At 72.3% G+C, this 16,957-nt stretch carries 15 protein-coding genes; 6 read left to right on the forward strand and 9 right to left on the reverse strand.

Annotated elements, in window-relative coordinates; translation table 11 throughout:
- A complete protein-coding gene (locus tag N8J89_RS31310) occupies nt 1-1,239 on the forward strand; it encodes a cytochrome P450 (RefSeq protein WP_283660595.1) in 1,239 nt (412 codons plus the stop codon).
- Here N8J89_RS31310 and N8J89_RS31315 read toward each other — a convergent pair.
- The 4 genes from N8J89_RS31315 to N8J89_RS31330 all read right to left on the reverse strand — a co-directional run bounded on the left by N8J89_RS31315 (nt 1,214) and on the right by N8J89_RS31330 (nt 4,822).
- Complete coding sequence (locus tag N8J89_RS31315) at nt 1,214-2,266, reverse strand: MsnO8 family LLM class oxidoreductase (RefSeq protein WP_283660596.1); 1,053 nt, start codon at nt 2,264-2,266, stop codon at nt 1,214-1,216. The two genes, N8J89_RS31310 and N8J89_RS31315, sit on opposite strands and share 26 nt — an antisense overlap.
- 43 nt (nt 2,267-2,309) lie before the next feature.
- Nucleotides 2,310-3,254 carry a hypothetical protein gene (locus N8J89_RS31320; protein ID WP_283660597.1) on the reverse strand — a complete coding sequence of 315 codons (945 nt, stop codon included), beginning with the start codon at nt 3,252-3,254 and terminating at the stop codon, nt 2,310-2,312.
- Nucleotides 3,251-3,466, reverse strand: a complete 216-nt coding sequence (locus N8J89_RS31325) for a hypothetical protein (RefSeq protein WP_283660598.1) — start codon at nt 3,464-3,466, stop codon at nt 3,251-3,253. Before N8J89_RS31325 ends, N8J89_RS31320 begins: the two co-directional genes overlap by 4 nt.
- 228 nt (nt 3,467-3,694) lie before the next feature.
- Nucleotides 3,695-4,822, reverse strand: coding sequence for a class I SAM-dependent methyltransferase (locus N8J89_RS31330; protein WP_283660599.1), 1,128 nt, complete (start codon nt 4,820-4,822; stop codon nt 3,695-3,697).
- Nucleotides 4,823-4,944: 122 nt separating this feature from the next.
- Between N8J89_RS31330 and N8J89_RS31335 the strand changes: the two genes are divergently transcribed.
- From N8J89_RS31335 to N8J89_RS31345, 3 genes are all read left to right on the forward strand, one after another.
- Entirely contained in the window at nt 4,945-5,859 is a 915-nt protein-coding gene (locus N8J89_RS31335; protein WP_349497416.1) for an ABC transporter ATP-binding protein, read from the forward strand.
- Entirely contained in the window at nt 5,856-6,716 is an 861-nt protein-coding gene (locus N8J89_RS31340; RefSeq protein WP_283660600.1) for an ABC transporter permease, read from the forward strand. The genes N8J89_RS31335 and N8J89_RS31340 overlap by 4 nt, the downstream gene beginning before the upstream one ends.
- A gap of 88 nt (nt 6,717-6,804) precedes the next feature.
- Nucleotides 6,805-6,990: a CsbD family protein gene (locus tag N8J89_RS31345; protein WP_283660601.1), complete on the forward strand. Its 186-nt coding sequence runs from the start codon at nt 6,805-6,807 to the stop codon at nt 6,988-6,990.
- A 49-nt stretch (nt 6,991-7,039) separates the two neighbouring features.
- Here N8J89_RS31345 and N8J89_RS31350 read toward each other — a convergent pair whose 3' ends face one another.
- The 3 genes from N8J89_RS31350 to N8J89_RS31360 form a co-directional block, all read right to left on the reverse strand.
- On the reverse strand, nt 7,040-7,654 hold the full coding sequence (locus N8J89_RS31350; RefSeq protein ID WP_283666290.1) for a helix-turn-helix transcriptional regulator: 615 nt from the start codon (nt 7,652-7,654) through the stop codon (nt 7,040-7,042).
- A 217-nt stretch (nt 7,655-7,871) separates the two neighbouring features.
- On the reverse strand, nt 7,872-10,703 hold the full coding sequence (locus N8J89_RS31355; protein WP_283660602.1) for an ATP-binding protein: 2,832 nt from the start codon (nt 10,701-10,703) through the stop codon (nt 7,872-7,874).
- A gap of 411 nt (nt 10,704-11,114) precedes the next feature.
- Nucleotides 11,115-11,549, reverse strand: a complete 435-nt coding sequence (locus tag N8J89_RS31360) for a hypothetical protein (RefSeq protein ID WP_283660603.1) — start codon at nt 11,547-11,549, stop codon at nt 11,115-11,117.
- A 701-nt stretch (nt 11,550-12,250) separates the two neighbouring features.
- Between N8J89_RS31360 and N8J89_RS31365 the strand changes: the two genes are divergently transcribed.
- Nucleotides 12,251-12,562 carry a hypothetical protein gene (locus N8J89_RS31365; RefSeq protein WP_283660604.1) on the forward strand — a complete coding sequence of 104 codons (312 nt, stop codon included), beginning with the start codon at nt 12,251-12,253 and terminating at the stop codon, nt 12,560-12,562.
- A gap of 40 nt (nt 12,563-12,602) precedes the next feature.
- On the opposite strand, the gene N8J89_RS31370 is transcribed toward N8J89_RS31365, so the two are convergent.
- Together N8J89_RS31370 and N8J89_RS31375 are read right to left on the reverse strand one after the other, a co-directional pair.
- Nucleotides 12,603-14,672 carry a helix-turn-helix domain-containing protein gene (locus tag N8J89_RS31370; RefSeq protein ID WP_283660605.1) on the reverse strand — a complete coding sequence of 690 codons (2,070 nt, stop codon included), beginning with the start codon at nt 14,670-14,672 and terminating at the stop codon, nt 12,603-12,605.
- A gap of 64 nt (nt 14,673-14,736) precedes the next feature.
- A complete protein-coding gene (locus N8J89_RS31375) occupies nt 14,737-15,888 on the reverse strand; it encodes a cytochrome P450 (RefSeq protein ID WP_283660606.1) in 1,152 nt (383 codons plus the stop codon).
- A 176-nt stretch (nt 15,889-16,064) separates the two neighbouring features.
- Here N8J89_RS31375 and N8J89_RS31380 point away from each other — a divergent pair, with 176 nt between their 5' ends.
- Nucleotides 16,065-16,835 (forward strand): hypothetical protein, encoded by a 771-nt coding sequence (locus N8J89_RS31380; RefSeq protein WP_283660607.1) that lies wholly within the window; start codon nt 16,065-16,067, stop codon nt 16,833-16,835.
- Nucleotides 16,836-16,957 lie beyond the last annotated feature (122 nt).

Below are 16,957 nucleotides of genomic sequence, written 5' to 3' on the forward strand. Positions count from 1 at the left end.
ATGCCGAACCCGACGACGCACACCGACGCCACCCCGCGCAGCCTGCCCACCGACCGCGACGCCGGTCCCTTCGTGCCGCCCAGCCACCTCACCCGGATGCGCGAGACCCGCCCGGTCAGCCCGCTGGTCTTCCCCGACGGGCACGAGGGCTGGATCGTCACCGGCTACGACGAGGTCCGCCAGGTCATGGCCGACACCCGGTTCAGCTCCCGGCAGGACCTCGGCGTCGTGCACGAGCCGTACGTGGTCCCCGGCATGCCCGTGGTCACCGAGCCCTCGCCGCAGGTGCCGGGCCTGTTCATCGCGATGGACCCGCCGGACCACACCCGGCTGCGGCGCAAGCTCACCGGCGCCTTCACCGTCAAACGCATGCGGCAGCTGGAAGAGCACATCAACGAGATCGTCGAACGGCAGCTGGACGAGCTGGCCCGGCTGACCCCGCCGGTGGACCTGGTCAAGGAGTTCGCACTGCCGGTGCCCTCGCTGGTGATCTGCGAACTGCTCGGCGTCCCCTACGCCGACCGCGCCGACTTCCAGGCCAACTCCACCAGGTTCCTGGACATGACCCTGACCATCGAGGAGAAGATGGCCGCCTACGGCGCCCTGGCCGGCTACCTCGCCGCCCTGGTCACCGGCAAACGCGCCGACCCAGGCGAGGACATCCTCTCCGACCTGGCCCGCCAGGAGGACCTGAGCATCGAGGAGCTGACCGGCATCGGCTTCCTGCTACTGCTCGCCGGCCACGAGACCACCGCGAACATGTTGGCACTGGGCACTTTCGCCCTCGTGGAACACCCCGACCAGCTGGCCGAGCTGCGCGCCAACCCGGACCTGCTGCCCGGCGCCGTCGAGGAGCTCCTGCGCTACCTGTCCATCGCCGACATCTTCTACCGCTACGCCACCGAGGACCTCGAACTCGGCGGCGAGACCATCCCCCAGGGCGCCACCGTCGTGGTCTCCCTGCTCACCGCCAACCACGACCCCCACCGCTTCGACCACCCCGCCACCCTGGACATCCACCGCAACGCCCGCGGCCACCTGTCCTTCGGCCACGGCATCCACCAGTGCCTCGGCCAGCAACTGGCCCGCATCGAGATGCGCGCCGGCTTCGCGGGCCTGCTGCGCCGCTTCCCGACCCTCCAGCTCGCCATCCCGGCCGCCGAGGTGAAGCTGCGCACCAACATGCGGATCTACGGCGTGCACGAACTGCCGGTCACCTGGACGGAAACAGCCCGGTAATGCCCTCCGCCACAGATCCGCCGTTGGTCGCGACGGCGGATCTGTTCGCTCCGGGCACGGTCAGCTCCGCCAGGCGACGGTAGGAGTCGAGCATGTCGGCGCGGTCGTAGGTGCTCATGGTCACCAGCACCTCGTCCGCCCCCGTCCGTTCCACCAACTCGCCCAGCGCAGCCGCCACCTCCGCCGCGGTGCCATGGATCTGCCCGCGCAGCGCCTCGTCCAGCAGCGTGCGTTCGCGGTCGGTCAGCTCCAGCGCCAGCACCTCCTCCGGCGAGCGCAGCGGCGGGAACTCGCCCCGGGTCCGGGAGTGCGCGGTGGACCACGCCTCGGGCAGCAACAGCCGCCGGGCCTGCTCCATAGTCTCGGCCACCGCGACCGTCGCGGCGACCACCACATACGGCGACTGCGCCCAGCCCGAGGGCCGAAAAGCGTTGCGGTACCGGGAAATCGCCTCGGTCGAGCGCGGTCCGCCGACAACCAGCGGCAGCCCGAACCCGGCCGCGATCTCCGCCCCCGCCCCGGTCGCCAGCAGGAACGGCGAGACCGCCATCCCCTCCCCCGGCCGGGCGTGCACACCGGGATGCGCCCGCTGGTCCCCGCTGAAGTACCCGAGCAGCTCACCCAACTGGTCGGCGAAGGCGTCCGCGGCCTCCTTGTCCTGTCCCAGAGCTCGCCGCACCCCGTTGGTGAACCCGACCGAACGCCCCAGCCCCATGTCGATCCGCCCCGGGTACAACGCCTCCAGCACCCCGAACTGCTCGGCCACCACCAACGGCCGGTGGTTGGGCAGCATCACCCCACCGGTGCCCACCCGGATCCGCTCGGTGGCCGCCGCCACCGCCGCGGCCAGCACCGTCGGCGCCGACCCGGCCAGCCCCGGCACACTGTGGTGCTCGGAAACCCAGAACCGGTGATACCCCAGCTCCTCGGCCTGCCGCGCGAACCGCACGGTGTCCCGCAACGCCCGCGCGTCACTCTGGCCCTGCCTGGTGCTCGACCGGTCGAGCACGGAGAGTCGTACCGTCACACCAGGGACAACGCGGGCGGCGCGGGGAGATTCCCATTGGTGGTCAAGGCCACCGGAAGCCTGCGAGCCGCTCTCGGTCCACCGCCTCGATCCGCAAGGCCACGAGATCACCGGTGCGGGACGGCCGAGGGATCTCGATCCACTCGACACCGCCGAACTCAGTGAATACGCGGGGCATCGCTCGCAGGTAGCGACATTCGAAGCCAACGGAGTACGGGGTCATGTTGCCACCGAGGTCACGGCCGTGCAGGTACACGCCGTCGAGGTCGACGCCGCGCCGCACCAAGTGGTCCAGAGCCACTCGGGCGGCGCGAGCCAAGGGACTCTCCGGCGACCAACGGTAGTCAAGGAATCGATCTTGGGCAGCATCGGTAGAACCTCGGCCCGCCAACGCCGTCTGTTCCATTCGGATGGCGCCATCCCTGGACAGCGCTATGAGCCCTAATCGGATGCCGAACGGGATCCGGCGGGCGATCCCGGCGAAGCACGGAAGCATCGCGCGTTCCGGATCGTCGAGCTCAGGCGGTTCCGCCCGGCGTCGTCGGTATGCGGCCTGTCTGCACGGGTTGGAGCAGTACTCGCGCGGCCTGCCACGCGGCTCCACCATGTCGAGTTTGGACTCGCCGCAATGAGCGCAGGGCCGGGTGCGATCCACCTTGAGCCGCCTGCCGATTTCGCGGACCGCTGCGGAGCTGTGCCAGTCCAGGTCAGCCGGTGACAGACCCACTTCGCTGAGGTATTCACGCAGCCGAATCCGCCCGGTGTAAAGCGTGCAGCGCACATCACCGACGTAGTCGTATCTACCGAAGAACGCGGACAGCTTCAGCTTCAGCAATCGGGCCAACGCGGCCACTGGAACCTCGAACGCCTCGTGCAGGACGAGAAACTCCGCCATGCACTTGTCGTCCAGTTGGGCGAGCGCCTGGCCGAGCACATCGCTGTCTCCAGAGTGGAGAGCGGCTTTGGCGGTGGGATCGTGCACCATCACCCGAGCCCTCTCGTGGTCAGCCGGAGTCGGCCGATCCGGCCCAGGACACCCGGGAGCGCGCCGAGCACGGCAGCGAGATCGCACGGCTTGGCCCGGTTGATCGCGGTGGTGGAGATGACGCGGATGGTGCGCAGCGCGTACACGTTGGTCGCACACCACGCGCCCACCCCGAAGCTGATCAGCAGGGCCGTGGCGTCCGTGATCGGGGGCATCTGGGTCTCCTCATGCGAAAGGGCCTCCGTGTCGTAACACGAAGGCCCGGAAACGAGAAAAGGCCCGACTGGCGATCACCAGGGGCCTACAGGTACAGCTCTACCTGCGAGACCAGGTTAGCAGAGGGACGAGGGGCCAAAAACCCGGAACGCGACCGTCGCATATTGGCTGTTCAGGGCACTTATTGAAACGGCGACTGTTAACTTTCTGTTTCGTAACGCGCGCGCTCACTTCGGCCCGAAGCGCACCCAGTCCGGTCCCCCGCCCTCCAGGTTCGCGCCCTTCTCGATCACCGCGAGGTTGTGGTGGAAGTGCAGGCTCCTGATCTGCTGGTCCGTCGGCGCGGCGCGGCGGCCGCCGGGCAGGATCTCCTCGTGGTTGAGGCCGTCGACCAGCGACTTCAGGAAGCCGAGGCTGGTGTGCGGCGCGTCGAGCTCCGCGCTGGTGCCGCCGAAACGGGGCCAGTAGGAGGTTTGCAGGTCCTCGATGGCGTAGTAGCCGCCGTCGCGGAGGTGCGGGAACAGCGTGTGGAAGGTGGTCAGCACGTCCTCGACGCGGTGGCTGCCGTCGTCGATCACGATGTCCGGCCGGCCGGTCCTGGCCACCACCGCCAACAGCGCCTCGGGGTCGGACTGGTCGGCGCGCAGGGTGTGGATGCGTTGGCGCGCATGGGGAGTCTTGTCGTACACGTCCACGCCGTAGATGGTGGCGCGCGGGAAGTAGTGCTTCCACATGCGCAGCGAACAACCGCCCGCGGCGGGGTCGGCGAAGCCTCCGATGCCGATCTCCAGCACGGTCAGCGGGCGGTCGCGCAGCGGCTCGAAGTAGCGCGGGTAGTGCTGGGTGTAGCGGTGGATGCCCCACTTGTCCGACTCGTAGCGGCTGGCCAGCTCGGTCAGCGTGACCTCGTCGCGATGGTCCATTGTGGACAGGAGGCGCTGGGTGGCGGCGAACCAGACCGGCGGGCGGCGGAAGGAGGCGATGTCGCCAGAGTCGCGCAGTTCCACCTGGCGGGTGGCCGGACCGGCCGCGCCGCGGGGGCCGAGGAGCTGGCGGATCACTTCCCCGAGCTGCTGGCGGATGGTGGCGTGCGGGGTCGCGGACCGGCCCGTGGCGTGGGTGGCGCCGGAGCCGGTGACCGTGACCAGGCAGGCGGTGGTCGTGTCGCGGTGGCCGAACACGAGCTGGAGCTCGATCTCCGTGCCGGGGTGCAGGCGTGGTGGGTCGAGGCGGAAGGCGATCTCGTCGGTGGCGATCTCGGCGCAGCGGCCGGGGCCGATGTCATCGATGAGCTCGGTGAGGTCGTCCGGATGGCCGCCCGCGGCCGCGGCGAGTCGCATGACGTCGGTACGCATCTGTGTCCCCCCTGGATCACGTGGTGTGCCGCCCAGTTCTAGCAGGCTCGTTTCCCGGTAACCGCGCGGCGACCGTGCGTACCATGGCCTGGTAGTCAGGGGGGAAAACTATGTCTGAACACGTGATTCTCACGGAGAAACTGACCAAGCGATATCCGGGCGGGCAGACCGCCGTCGTCGATCTGGACCTGCGGGTGCGCCGCGGTGAGGTGTACGGGTTCCTCGGCCGCAACGGCGCGGGCAAGACCACCACCATGCGCATGCTGATGGGACTCATCCGGCCCACCGCCGGGCACGCGTCCGTGCTCGGCGAGGCGCCGGGAAATCCGCGCGGACTGGCCGGAATCGGCGCGCTGATCGAGTATCCGGCCTTCTACCCGCACCTGTCCGGCCGGGACAACCTGCGGGTGTTCGCCCGGTCCTGCGGCATGTCCGACTCCCGCGTGGAGCGGGCGCTCGCCCAGGTCGAGCTGACCGAGCGGGGCGGTGACCGGTTCCGCGCCTACTCGCAGGACATGAAGCAGCGACTGGGCATCGCGTTGGCGCTGCTGAAGGACTGCGAGCTGCTGATCCTGGACGAGCCGACCAACGGCATGGACCCGTCGGGCATGGCCGCCATGCGGGACCTGATCCGTTCGCTCGGCTCGGCCGGGCGGACGGTGCTGCTGTCGAGTCATCTGCTCGGCGAGGTGGAGCAGGTGTGCGACCGGGTGGGCGTGATCCAGCAGGGGCGGTTGATCGCCGAGGGCAGTGTCGCCGAGCTGACCTCCTCGCTGGACGCGGGGCGGCTGGTGATCACGGCGAGTCCCCGGCAGCGCGCGGCCGAGGTGCTGCGGCGGCATCCCTCGGTCCGCTCCGTCCGGCAGGAGGGGGAGGACCTGCTGGTCAGCGCGCCGGTGGAGGTCATCGGCGCGCTGAACCGGGAGCTGGTGCTGGCGGAGGTGACCGTGACCCACCTGCGTGCGGTGCGCCATTCGCTGGAAGAGGTCTTCCTGGAGCTCACCGTGGACGAGGAGCCGGCGGGGGTGCCGTCATGACCGCCGCGCTGCGCTCGGAACTGCTCGCCATCCGCAAGCGCCCGGCCGCCTGGCTGCTCGGCGCCTGCTGGCTGGCGCAGACCCTGCTGTTCACCTTCACCGTGCCCTACATCGTCTACCGCGCCCAGTCCGGCAGCGCGGCGGCGAACCCGGAGCAGGCCGGCGCGATGCTGCGCAACCTGCTGCCGGAAAGCCTGGTGGCCAACACGCTCATGTCGTTCCCGATGTTCGGCGGCGCGATCATGGTGATCCTGGGCGCGGTGCTGATGGGCGGGGAGTACCGGTGGAGCACGTGGGGTCCGCTGTTCACCCAGGGGCCCGGCCGGATGGCGGTGCTGCTGGCGAAGTTCCTCACCATGGCGCTGGCCGTGCTGGGCATCGTGCTGGCCACCTTCGCGTTCAGCTCGGTGCTGCGCCTGGTCGTGGCCGGGGTGGAGGGCGGGCCGGTGGTCTTCCCCGATCCGCTCACCGTGCTCGCCGGGATCGGCGCCTGCTGGCTGCTCGGCCTGGCCTGCGCGACGCTCGGCTTCTTCCTCGCCTCGGCCTTCCGCAGCACCGGCACCGGCCTGGCCGTCGGGCTGGTGTGGTTGCTGGCACTGGAGAACGCGGTCAACGGGCTGACCTTCGCGCTGCCCGCGGTCAAGGCGGTGCAGACCCTGCTGATCGGGCCGAGCGGCGGCGCGATCGCGGCGGAACTGGGCGCACGGCCACAGGGTTCGAGCGGCGGCGTGGCGATGTTGGTGGTCGATGTGACCAGCGTGCCGGTCGCGGTGCTGGTGCTCCTCGGCTACGTGCTGGTCTTCCTCGGGCTCAGCCTGCGGCTGGCCCGTGGCCGGGACATCCAGGGAGCCGGTTAGTCAGGCCACAGCCACGATCGTGGTTGAACCGGCCCGGGGTGGGCACCCTGCTGCTCGTACAGCCGCTGTCTAGCAGGGGAGCTGACGTATGAGTACCGGAGACAAGATCGACGCCAAGGCCGACCAGGTCAAGGGCAAGGTCAAGGAAGCGGCCGGCCGCGCCACCGATGACGAGGGCATGGAGGCCGAGGGTCGTGGTGACCAGGCCAAGGGCGACCTGAAGCAGGGCGTGGAGAAGGCGAAGGACGCGGTCAAGAACATCGTCAAGGACTGACCGGTCCGGCTCGGCGGCGGGTGAGGCCCTCATCACCCGCCGCGCCGGGTCAGATCATTCCGGCGCGCATCGCGTAGGCCACCGCGTGCGGCCGGTTCTTCAGCTTCAACCGCTGGGTGACACCGGAGATCACGTTCTTCACGGTCCGCTCGGAGTAGCAGAGCCGGGTGGCGATCTCCGCGGTGTCCCAGCCGTCGGCCATCAACCGCAGCACGTCGACCTCGCGCGGACTCAGCCCCGCGGCGTTCATGCCCTTGGGCGCCAACAGTTCCCGTTGCAGCCGCTCCACGTGCTTGAGCAGCTCGCCGAGCATCACCGGCGGCAGCACCCCGCCGCCCGCCGCGGCCGCGCGCACACCGTGCACCAGCCGGTCGCCGGTGGCCGCCGCCCTGGGCAGCACCGCGACCACCCGGCATTCCACCGCCGCGAGCAGTTCGGACTCCTCTAACTGGTTCACCACCAGTACAACCGGTACGCCACCGTTGTTGGCCGCCCGGCGCAGCAGCGAGAGCAGTTCGGAGGTCAGCGCGTCGGCGACGACCACTCGGACGTCGGCGCGCGGTGACTGCAAGCCCTCCTCGACCACCATGTCGGCGCAGGCGCGCAGCGTGCCGGTGAGACCGGCGGCGGTGAGTGGATCTGGTGCGTAGACCGCGACGCGCATTGCTTCCACTGCGTTCTCCCCGTACGTGGTGGGTCAACGCCGCCAATCCTCACCCTGAGTGACGCAGGAGACATCGGCCACCTGACGGTGTCCACGCGGAAGTGGGTTGACCTGCGCTGACCGTGGTCTACAGGGGCAACTTCGCTGGTGCGCGAGGGCAACCTGCGGATACCTGCGGTGGCCACCTGTGGACGACGTGCCTCGTCATCCGGCCGGGTCAGCCGGCGCGGCGGCGGAAGACCTCCCTGGCGATCTCCACCCGGCCGCGCATGCCGAGCTTGCCCAGGATGTGCGAGATGTGGGTCTGCACGGTCCGCGGGGAGAGGAACAGTCCGGCGGCGATGCCGGGGGTGGACTGGCCGTCGGCGACGAGCTCGGCGATGCGCAGTTCGGTGGGGGTCAGCGCGTCCCAGCCGGTCAGCTCACGGGCGGCGCGGCGGCCGCGCACGCCCCGGCGGACCCCGTGTTCGCGGAGCCTGCCCTCGGCGCGGCGGATGTCCCATTCGGCGCCGAACTCGCCGTAGCGGGTGACCGCCTCGTGCAGCGCGTCCCTGGCCTCGGCGTGCGCACCGGTCGCGGCGAGCACGGTGGCCAGGTCCTCCAGGGCCGCGGCCAGCTCCACCGCGGGACCGGCGGCACGGTAGTGATCGACGGCGGCGCGCAGCGGCACGGGGTCACCGTCGAGAAGTCCTTGGCAGCGCAGCACAGCCGCGGCGGCCCGGCCGGGTGCGGCCTCGGCGTCGGCCTCGGCGCGGCAGGCGGCCAGCGCGGCGCGGGCGGTGTCCGGCTCCTCGTTGGCCAGGGCGAGGCGGAGCAGATCGGGCAGCCACTGGTGGATCAGCGACATCTCGCCGGGCCGCCGGTCCAGCAGCGTGCCGGCCAGGGTGGTCATGGCCGCGCGCGGATCGCCGTCCTGTTCCAGCACCACGCTGCGCGCGGCGATGAGGAAGTCCTGGTTCTCCCGGTCGCCGATGGTGCTGACCGGCAGGGCGGCGCCGTCGCGCAGGTGCGCGCGGGCGGCTTCGCGGTGGTCCTGGCGGGCGGCGATCATCGCGGCCACCCCGTGCCACAGCAGGGACGGTCCGGGTTCGCGCAGCCCTGAGTAGGTGAAGCCAACCTCGGTCAGGTGCTCCGGGTCGAGCTCGGCGCGGGCATCCGCCCACTCGCCGAGCCAGTACCGCAGCACCGCCGTGGTCACCCCCGGCCTGACCGCGGCGGAACCCCGCACGCCGCTGTCGCGTTCCTGGCGCAGCGCGGCCGCGGCCTCCGGCCAGCGGGCCAGGTTCTGCAGGGTGAAGATCCGCGCGTCCTGGGCGAAGGCCAGCAGGTCGGTGTGGTCCGGGCCGGCGCGCAACACCTCCAGCGCGTGGTCGAGACTGGCCAGCGCGGCGAGGTGGTCGCGGCGGATGGACTGGTTGACCCACAGCACGGTCAGCGCGTAGGCGGTGCCGAAGGAGTCGCCGACGCTCTCGGCCATGTGCAGCGCCTGCCGCGCGGTCCGCTCGGCCGCCTCGACATCGCCCTCCCCCGCCCGCTGGTACATGGCCAGCGATCCGAGCAGCCGGGCCCGCCACGCCACCGGCAGGTCGGTGCGGGCCAGCGCGCGCCGCACCGCCTCCACCGCCTCGGTGTTGCGGCCCAGGCTGAACAACGCCCGCACCAGCACGAAGTACATCTCGGCCCGGTGCCCGCTCCGGCTCGCCGCGGCCAGGGCCTGCCGCGCCCGCACCACCGCCTCGTCGTGGCGGGCGACGCCGAGCAGCACCCAGGCGAGCACCACCAGCAGGACCTCGCCGTGCCCGTCCTCGACCACGGCCTGGTCCACATCGCGGCAGAGCAGCTCGATCGCGATCTCCGGCGCGTGCGCCGCCAGCGCGGTCGCCGTGCCGGCCAGCCACTCCCGCGCCCAGGCGTCGCCCGGCTGCCCGGAGGCGAGCAGCTGCTCGGCCACCCGCAGCGCCCCGCCACCGGAGTCGGCCAGCGTCTGCGCCGCCTCTCGGTGCAGGGCGGCCCGCAGCGCGGCGGGCATGCCGTCGTAGAGCGCCTGCCGGATCAGCGGATGCCGGAACGCCATGTGGCTGCCGGCGTCCACCACGATCCCCGCGGCCAGCGCGTCCTGCAGCCCCAGCACCAGCTCCGCGGCCGGCCGCCGCATCAGCACCGCGACCTCGGTGACCGCGAACCGCCCGCCCAGCAACGCGGCCATCCGCAGGATCTCCGCCGACCCCTCCGGCACCACCCGCAACCGCCCGGTCAACGCCTCCGCGAACGAGCTCGGCAACCGCGCCCCCCGCCCCGAGGCGCCACTGCGACGCGCCGCGTCAGCGAGCTCCCGCAGGTAGAGCGGATTGCCCAACGCCAGCTCCCGCAACCGGTCCCGCGCCGCCCCCGGCAACTCCCCCAGCCCGGGCAACCCCGCCAACAACTCCGCGGCCTGCCCATCCGCGAGCGGCTCCAGCACCAGCAACGGATGCCCCCGCCGCGCCAGGGCGGCACGCAACTCCTGGACCTCGCGGCGGCGCGGCACCGGCCGGCAGGTGGTGACGAGCAGGAGCGGGAGCTGGTCGACCGCGGTCACCAGCCGGTGCCACATCAGGAAGGAGGCCTCGTCGAGGTACTGGAGGTCATCCACCACGAGCACGGTCGGCCCCGCGGTGCACAACTCGTCCACCAGCCCCGCCAACAGCTCGATCTCCACCCACCCGACGTCCGCCGCCTCCAGCAACCCCAGCCGCCGCTCCCGCAACGCCGCCGCGATCCGCGCCCGCCGCGGATCCGCCGACCGCGGCCCGACCTGCAACAGGTCCAGCATCACCCGCAACGGCGACCGCTGCGACATCGGATCGGCAACCCCGGCCAGCACCCCGTACCCGGCCTCCCGCGCCACCTCCAACCCCCGCGCCACCAACGCCGACTTCCCAATCCCCGGCTCCCCCTCAACCCACACGGCCGCGCCGGTACCGCGACCAAGGTTCGCCACGGCGGACCGGAGCACGGCGAGTTCCGCCTCACGACCGATCCACACATCGGACGGGGGCTCGGGCTGCATGCGCAGTAACTTACGACCCGGTCGGATCCGGTCGCCACAAGCCCGCGGGCGGGTTGCGGCGGGGCGCGCAGGTCACGCGGGGCGCGGGGCGGGCGATCGGGATCAGTGTGGCGCCGGCCGTCTGCCCCGGGTTCCGGCGCGGGCGAGGCCGGTGCTGCCGAGGGGACGCCCCGGGCTGGCCGCGACCGCGAGCGAACGCGCGACGGCAAGGCGACAAGGCGCGGCGCGACGGCGAACGGTCACGAGCGGGCGCGCACGGCGGCGGGTGGCAGCGGGTGGCGGCAGCGCGCAGTCGCGGCGGGAAGCCGCGAAACGGCAGCCAGTAGGGGCCGTGGCGGCAAACCCTGGCGTGCACGGCGGGCAGCGGCGGGCCGGTGCGCGGCGGCTACCGGCGGGGCTCGGGGCGGCTGGTCAGTCCGTGAAGCTGCCGGACAGGTTGGCGGTGTTCTTGGTGCCGGGCGAGCCGCCGCCACCGGTGCGCGTCACGAGCTTTCCGTTGACCGTGGCGGTCGCGGACATGGTTCCGCCGGTGTGCTGCATGGTCAGCTTCCACTCGTGGCGTCCGGTTCCGAACGGGACCGTGACGGTTTTACGCCACGGCAGTTTCACCGACTCCTCCTCGCTGACCTTCCCGTCGAGGGTGAAGGTGGCGGTGGAGAGGGTGGCCGAGCCGGTCACCTCGAGCTCCAGTACGTGTTGTGCGGCCGCGGAGCTCTCGGAGGTCGCGGCACCGCTCGCCGAGGACGCGGGGGCCTGGGGTGGTGTGGGCGAGGCTGGGGATGCCGGGTTCCCGCACGCGGTGAGCAGGGCCGCGGACAGGAGTGCGACGACGACGGTTCGGGTCATGGCTGCCAGTAGATCCGCGGCCGTGGGAACGGGCAACGCGGCGGGCCGGTTCCTGCCATGCTCCCCGCGGCTGCGGACTCGCGCCATGCTCGGGCTCGCCCATGCCGCTGCCTCGCTCCATGCTTGTGCGGCATCGGCGTGCGGCCCGGCGTTCCGCTGCTGCGCGGCCCGGCGTTCCGCCGTCGTGCGGCCCGGCGTTCGCTGTCGTGCGGCCTGGTGCTCCGCCGCTTCCGTCGACCGGTGCTTCGCTACTTCCGTCGAGCCGCTTCCGCTCTGGTCGGGTGGACTGCCTCCTTTGTGGTCGGTTGGATCGCTTCCGCTTCCGCTTCGGTGGAGTGCTGGGGTCGAGGCGGGGGCTTGAGGGCGTCGCGGGGGTGGGTGCCGCGCGGGGGCGCCGCTCTTCTTTCGCGCAACGCGGGAAACAGTGATTCGGTTCCTTTCTGTCTTGATCTTGGCGGGGAAATGGGGGTTCGGGGTTGCGGAGCGGGCGCTCCGGTTGGGTTGTAGCTTAGCTGAGCTGGGGGTTTGGTGGAGGCGCGAGCCCAGGCGCGAATGGGGGTTCACTCGAAGGTGTGGCGGGGCGGGAGGGTGCGCGTGGGCAAGGTCGACTGGGGATGGGGGCAGAGTTGGCAGTGGGGGGTGTCGGGCGGGGCGGCGGAGGTAGTGGACTTCCGGGTGGTGTGATCGGCGGGAGGCGGCGGATGGCTGGCAGCGACACCGGGTATGGCGGGCTGGCCGGCGATCTTTTCCTGCGGCTGGCGGCCGATGGGCGGCTCGCGCTTGATCCGGCGCAGGCGGCGGTGATCGTGGATGAGCTGGTGCGGACGCTGGACTCGGTGTGCCTCTTGCTGCGCTGTGCCGACGCCGAACCTCGGGAGTCGGCCGCGGACTGGCTGATCCCCGGCGGACGCGTGCCCGCGCTGGACATCGACCAGCCGAGGCTGGAGGCGGCCCGGCGGGAGCTGCCGAAGTACATCGAGGCGTTCCGGCTGGTGCGGGACCGGGCGTCCTAGACCGGGTTTCCGATGTCACGCCGGCGATCCGGCGCGCGGGCTAGTCGAGTTCCGGGCCGGTCCAGGCGGCCAGGTCGCGGCGGCCGGTGATGCCGAGTTTGCGGTAGACGCTGGAGAGGTGGAACTCGACGGTGCGGCGGGCCAGGGTCAGCTCGTCGGCGATCTGGGCGTTGGTCTGGCCGCGGGCGACCTGGCGGGCGATGCGTCGTTCCTGCGGGGTGAGGACGGGGCGGTCGGCCGGATCGGGGGTGCCCAGGGTGGCGCCGCAGTGGGCGGCCAGTTCGCGGGCGCGGGCCAGGTGGGGTTCCGCTTCCGCTGGGGAGCCTGCTTGGCGGAGGGCTTGGGCCAGGTCGTGGCGGGCGTGCGCCTCGGCGAGGGCGGCGCCCGCGGTGGCCAGGAGGCTGGCGGCCTCGGTGAGCAACGTGATCCGTTGGGGGCCGTCGCTGGTCAGGGCGCGGGCGTAGGTGGCGAAGCCGAGGGCGCGCGGGGTGCCCCAGGCCGCGGCGGCGGCCTGGTCGGCCTCGGCCAGGGCTTGGGCCTCGTCGTGGCGGTCGGCGCGGAGCAGGGTGCGCACCGCCTCGAAGCGCCAGGGCAGGAACTCGGCGTTGAGCTCGGCCCAGCCGGTGACGTGCCTGCCGCAGTCCAGTTGCGCCGTCAGCGCCGCGTCCAGGTCGCCGTTGGCGGCGGCGACCGCGCCCCGGCCGCGCAGCACGCACATCGAGGCGCCGGTGTCGCGGAGGTCGCCGTCGAGGCGGTACTCGGCGAGCACCTGTTCGGCCCGGCGCAACGCCCCGGTGTGCACCAGGGCCTCGGCCAGGTTGGCCGCGGCGGTGGCCACGATCGGATGGTCGCGGGCCAGGCCGGACGCCGCGCACGCGGCCAGCAGAGAGTCCAATGTGGACACTGTGACGCGCAGGTTTCCCTGACGCCGCAAAGAGTATGCCCGGGTCAGCTCGCAGCCGAAGCGCTGGATCTCGGTGTCCTCGACCGGCAGGGCGGTGTCCAGCTCGCGGCAGGCGCGTTCGGTGGCCGCGTCGTCCCCGGCCAGCAGCAGCGCGGAGAGCGCGAGCCAGCAGGCGTCCCACTCGTGCCGCGGGTCGGCCTCGGCCAGCACCGCGGTGGCCAGCTCGACCGCGTTGCCTGCGCGCGGTTCGCGCAGCGCCGCCAGGCAGGCCCGCACCGCGGCCAGGCCCCGGCGCGCCGGCGGATCGGCCAGGTCGGCCTTGGCCAGCCAGTCCGCCAGCCTGCTCAGCCGGGTGGTCCCGCCGGGTCGGAACAGCGCGAACCCGGCCCTGGTGAGCTGCAACCGGATCGCGGCCGGCGGATCGTGCTGGTGCAGCCGGTCGGCGGCCTCGTCGAACAGGCGCAACGCGTCCTGGGTGCTCGGCAACCTTGTCACCAGCCGCCGCAGCAACCCGGTGGTGGCGGTGACCTCGACGGCGGTGTCCTCCCGCCGCAGCTCCCGCAACAGGCAGGTGAGGGCGGCCAGCGGGTCGGTGTCGGTGAGCATCGCGGCCAGCTGCTGGGTGTGCGCGACCCGTTCGGCCACCGGCATCGGTTCGGCCAGCGCGTGCCGCAGGTACTCCGCTGCCGCCCGCCAGTCCCCCCGGTCCAGCGCCTGCGCGGAGGCGGCGCACAGCGCGTCCGCCGCCCAGTCCAGGCCGACCGAGCCGATCCGCACCAGCTGGTCGGCGGTGCGTTCGGCCGCGCCGGGCAGCGCGCGCAGCATCTCCGCCGCGCGCAGCCGCACGGTGATCCGCGCGCCCACCGGCAGCCCGCCCAGGACGGTCTCGGCGGTGTCCGGCTCGTGGAAGGACAGCGGCACCCGGTTGACCAGCACGCCGGCCGCGGTCAGCACGTCCACCGCGGCCAGGGTGGCGGGCAGGCTCAGCTGGGCCAGCGCCGCGGTGTCGCCCAGTGGCGCCTCGGGACCGAGCACGGCCACCGCCACCGCCACCGCGCCCGCGTGCGGGCCGAGTCCCTCGAACACCGGCGGCAGCGGCGCGGCGCCGCTTTCCCGCCGTGGCGCGGGGGCGTCCGGGACCCCCTCGACGGCGCGCAGCGCGTCGACGTTGAGTCCCAGTCGTCCCGCCCAGGGTGATCCTGCCAACGTCCCTCTCCCACCCCTAGACCCGGTTCCGACCGTAGTCCTCCTCGCCCGCGGGGGTGGCGCCTCAGCATCCCCGCAGTGAAACGCGCAGGCCACGTAGCTCGTAGGCGGCGATCTCCGGCCGGTGGGCCACCGTCGGGCCGCTTTCCAGGGTGATTCCGGGCTGGTTGAGCAGGGCGTGCAGGAACAGGTCGCTCTCCAGCATCGCGATGTGCGCGCCGGGGCAGCGGTGCGGGCCGTCGCCGAAGGCCAGCGCGACCGGCGACGCCCCGTCGGCAAGCCCGCGACCTGGGCGGATGTCGGCCGGGTGGTCGCCGACCGCGGCCGGGTCCACGTTGGTGGCGCTGACCTCGATGTCCACCAGGTCACCGGCCGGGATGGTGACCCCGGTCAGCTCGATCGGGGCGGTGGTGCGGCGGCTGAGCCTGCTGACCACCGGTTCCAGCCGGAGCAGCTCGTGCAGCAGCGCCAGCCGCTCCGGCTCCTCGGCGGTGCGGTAGCGCTGTCCCAGGTCCGCGTCGGCGAGCAGGTGCCAGGCGGCCAGGTTGATGAACTCCCTGGTGGTGACCATGCCCGCGGCGGCGAAGGTCAGGCATTCGCCGAGGATCTCGCTGTCCCGGCAGCCCTCGTCGATCAGGTGCGAGATCAGGTCGTCCCGGCGTGCCCGGCGGCGGGCGCGCACGGCGGGGCGGACGTCGCCGAAGTGGAACCGCAGCCAGGCCAGGTTGAGCCGCAGGAACCCGGGCGGGGCAGCCGGGAAGAACGCCTCCAGCCGCCGGTCGATGCCGGGCCTGCTGTCGGTGAGGCCGACGACCTCGGCGACCACCTGGAGCGCGAGCTGGAAGCTGAGCCTGCTCAGGTCGGCGCTGCCCGCCTGGCGCAGCACCGCGAGCTGCTCCTGCACCACCCTGCGCATCAGCGGCCGGTAGTGCTGCTCGACTCGGCGTGGGGTGAAGAACCGGGCGGTCTGGCGTCGGTGCTCGCGGTGCTCGGGACCGTCGCGGTACAGCACGGGACGGCGCAGGCCGCTGGGCAGCTTGTCCATCCGCTCCACGGCCAGCCCGGCCTGGCGGGTGTCGGTGCTGCGCAGCACGGTGCGGCCCTCGGCGAGGCCACGAACGGACCAGTGCCCGGCCGCCACCTGGGTGATGGGACAGCCTGCCTCGCTGTTCCGGACGCGCCGCCGGTCCCGGCCCGTGCTCGCCTCGCTGCCCATGTCGCCCCCCGGCTCCTCGATCTCCGGGGCAACGTTACGCGGTGGCCCAGTCGTGACCGCCGCTTCCCTGGTTCGTTGCCCCAGCTCACCCGTAGTGGTGAACGAAGGTGCTGGGAGCTAACGACTTTCCGTCACCGCGCGAGGTCCGGGCATACCTTGACACGCAGGGAGCGACCATGACCTACCAGCTGCCCGTCATGCCCGAGGCGCCGCCACCGCCGCCGCGGCCCAGGTTCAGCGGGCTCGCGCTGACCGCGCTGATCCTCGGCCTGGTGGGCCTGTGCGGCTCGCCGATCATCATCCTCAACAACGTCACCGCGATCGCCGCCGGGGTCGGCGTGGTGCTCGGGGTGATCGCGCTGTTCGGCGCCCGCAAGGTGATGGCCGCCATCGGCGTGGGCCTGTGCGTGCTGGGCATCGTGATCACCGTGGTGGTGCAGGCGGCCGCGGTGAAAGCCCTGGACGAGGCGTTGCGGGGCACCACGAACCAGGGCCAGGTCAGCGACGGCGACCCGGCCAGGGCGAAACCCGCCGACAACCCGCCACCCGCGGAGACGCCGACCTGGGGCACACGCTACACCTGGCCGGACGGGCTGGCCGTCGAGGTGGCCAAGCCCGCCGCGTGCAAGCCGGGCAAGTACGCCTCACCGTCCACAGTGGACCGTGCGGTGAAGGTCAGCGTCACCGTGGTCAACGGCACCAGGGAGCCGGTGCAGACCGGCCTGCTGCTCGGGCTGACCGACGCCCAGTTCGACGGCCGCGAGGCGAAGTCGGTCATCGACTTCAACGGTCCCTGCGGCACCGGCCTGGACAGCGGCACCGTGCTGCCCGGCAAGAGCTTCACCTACGAGGTCGCCTACGCGGTCGGGGCGAAGCCGGGTGAGCTGCAGCTGGCGTTCCAGCCCGGGTTCGGCAAGGACAAGGCCGTCTTCCTCGGGCCGGCCTGACTCGCGGCCGACACCGACGGGGACACCCGTGCAGCGGCTTTTCCAGCGCCGGATCTCCCGCCAGCACCAGGTCAACCGGGGTGGCCGAACGGAAACTCACGGTCGGTCACCGCCCTGGTGCA

Origin of the sequence: Crossiella sp. CA-258035 (assembly GCF_030064675.1) — a bacterium.
In the GTDB taxonomy this organism is placed as follows: Bacteria; Actinomycetota; Actinomycetes; order Mycobacteriales; family Pseudonocardiaceae; genus Crossiella.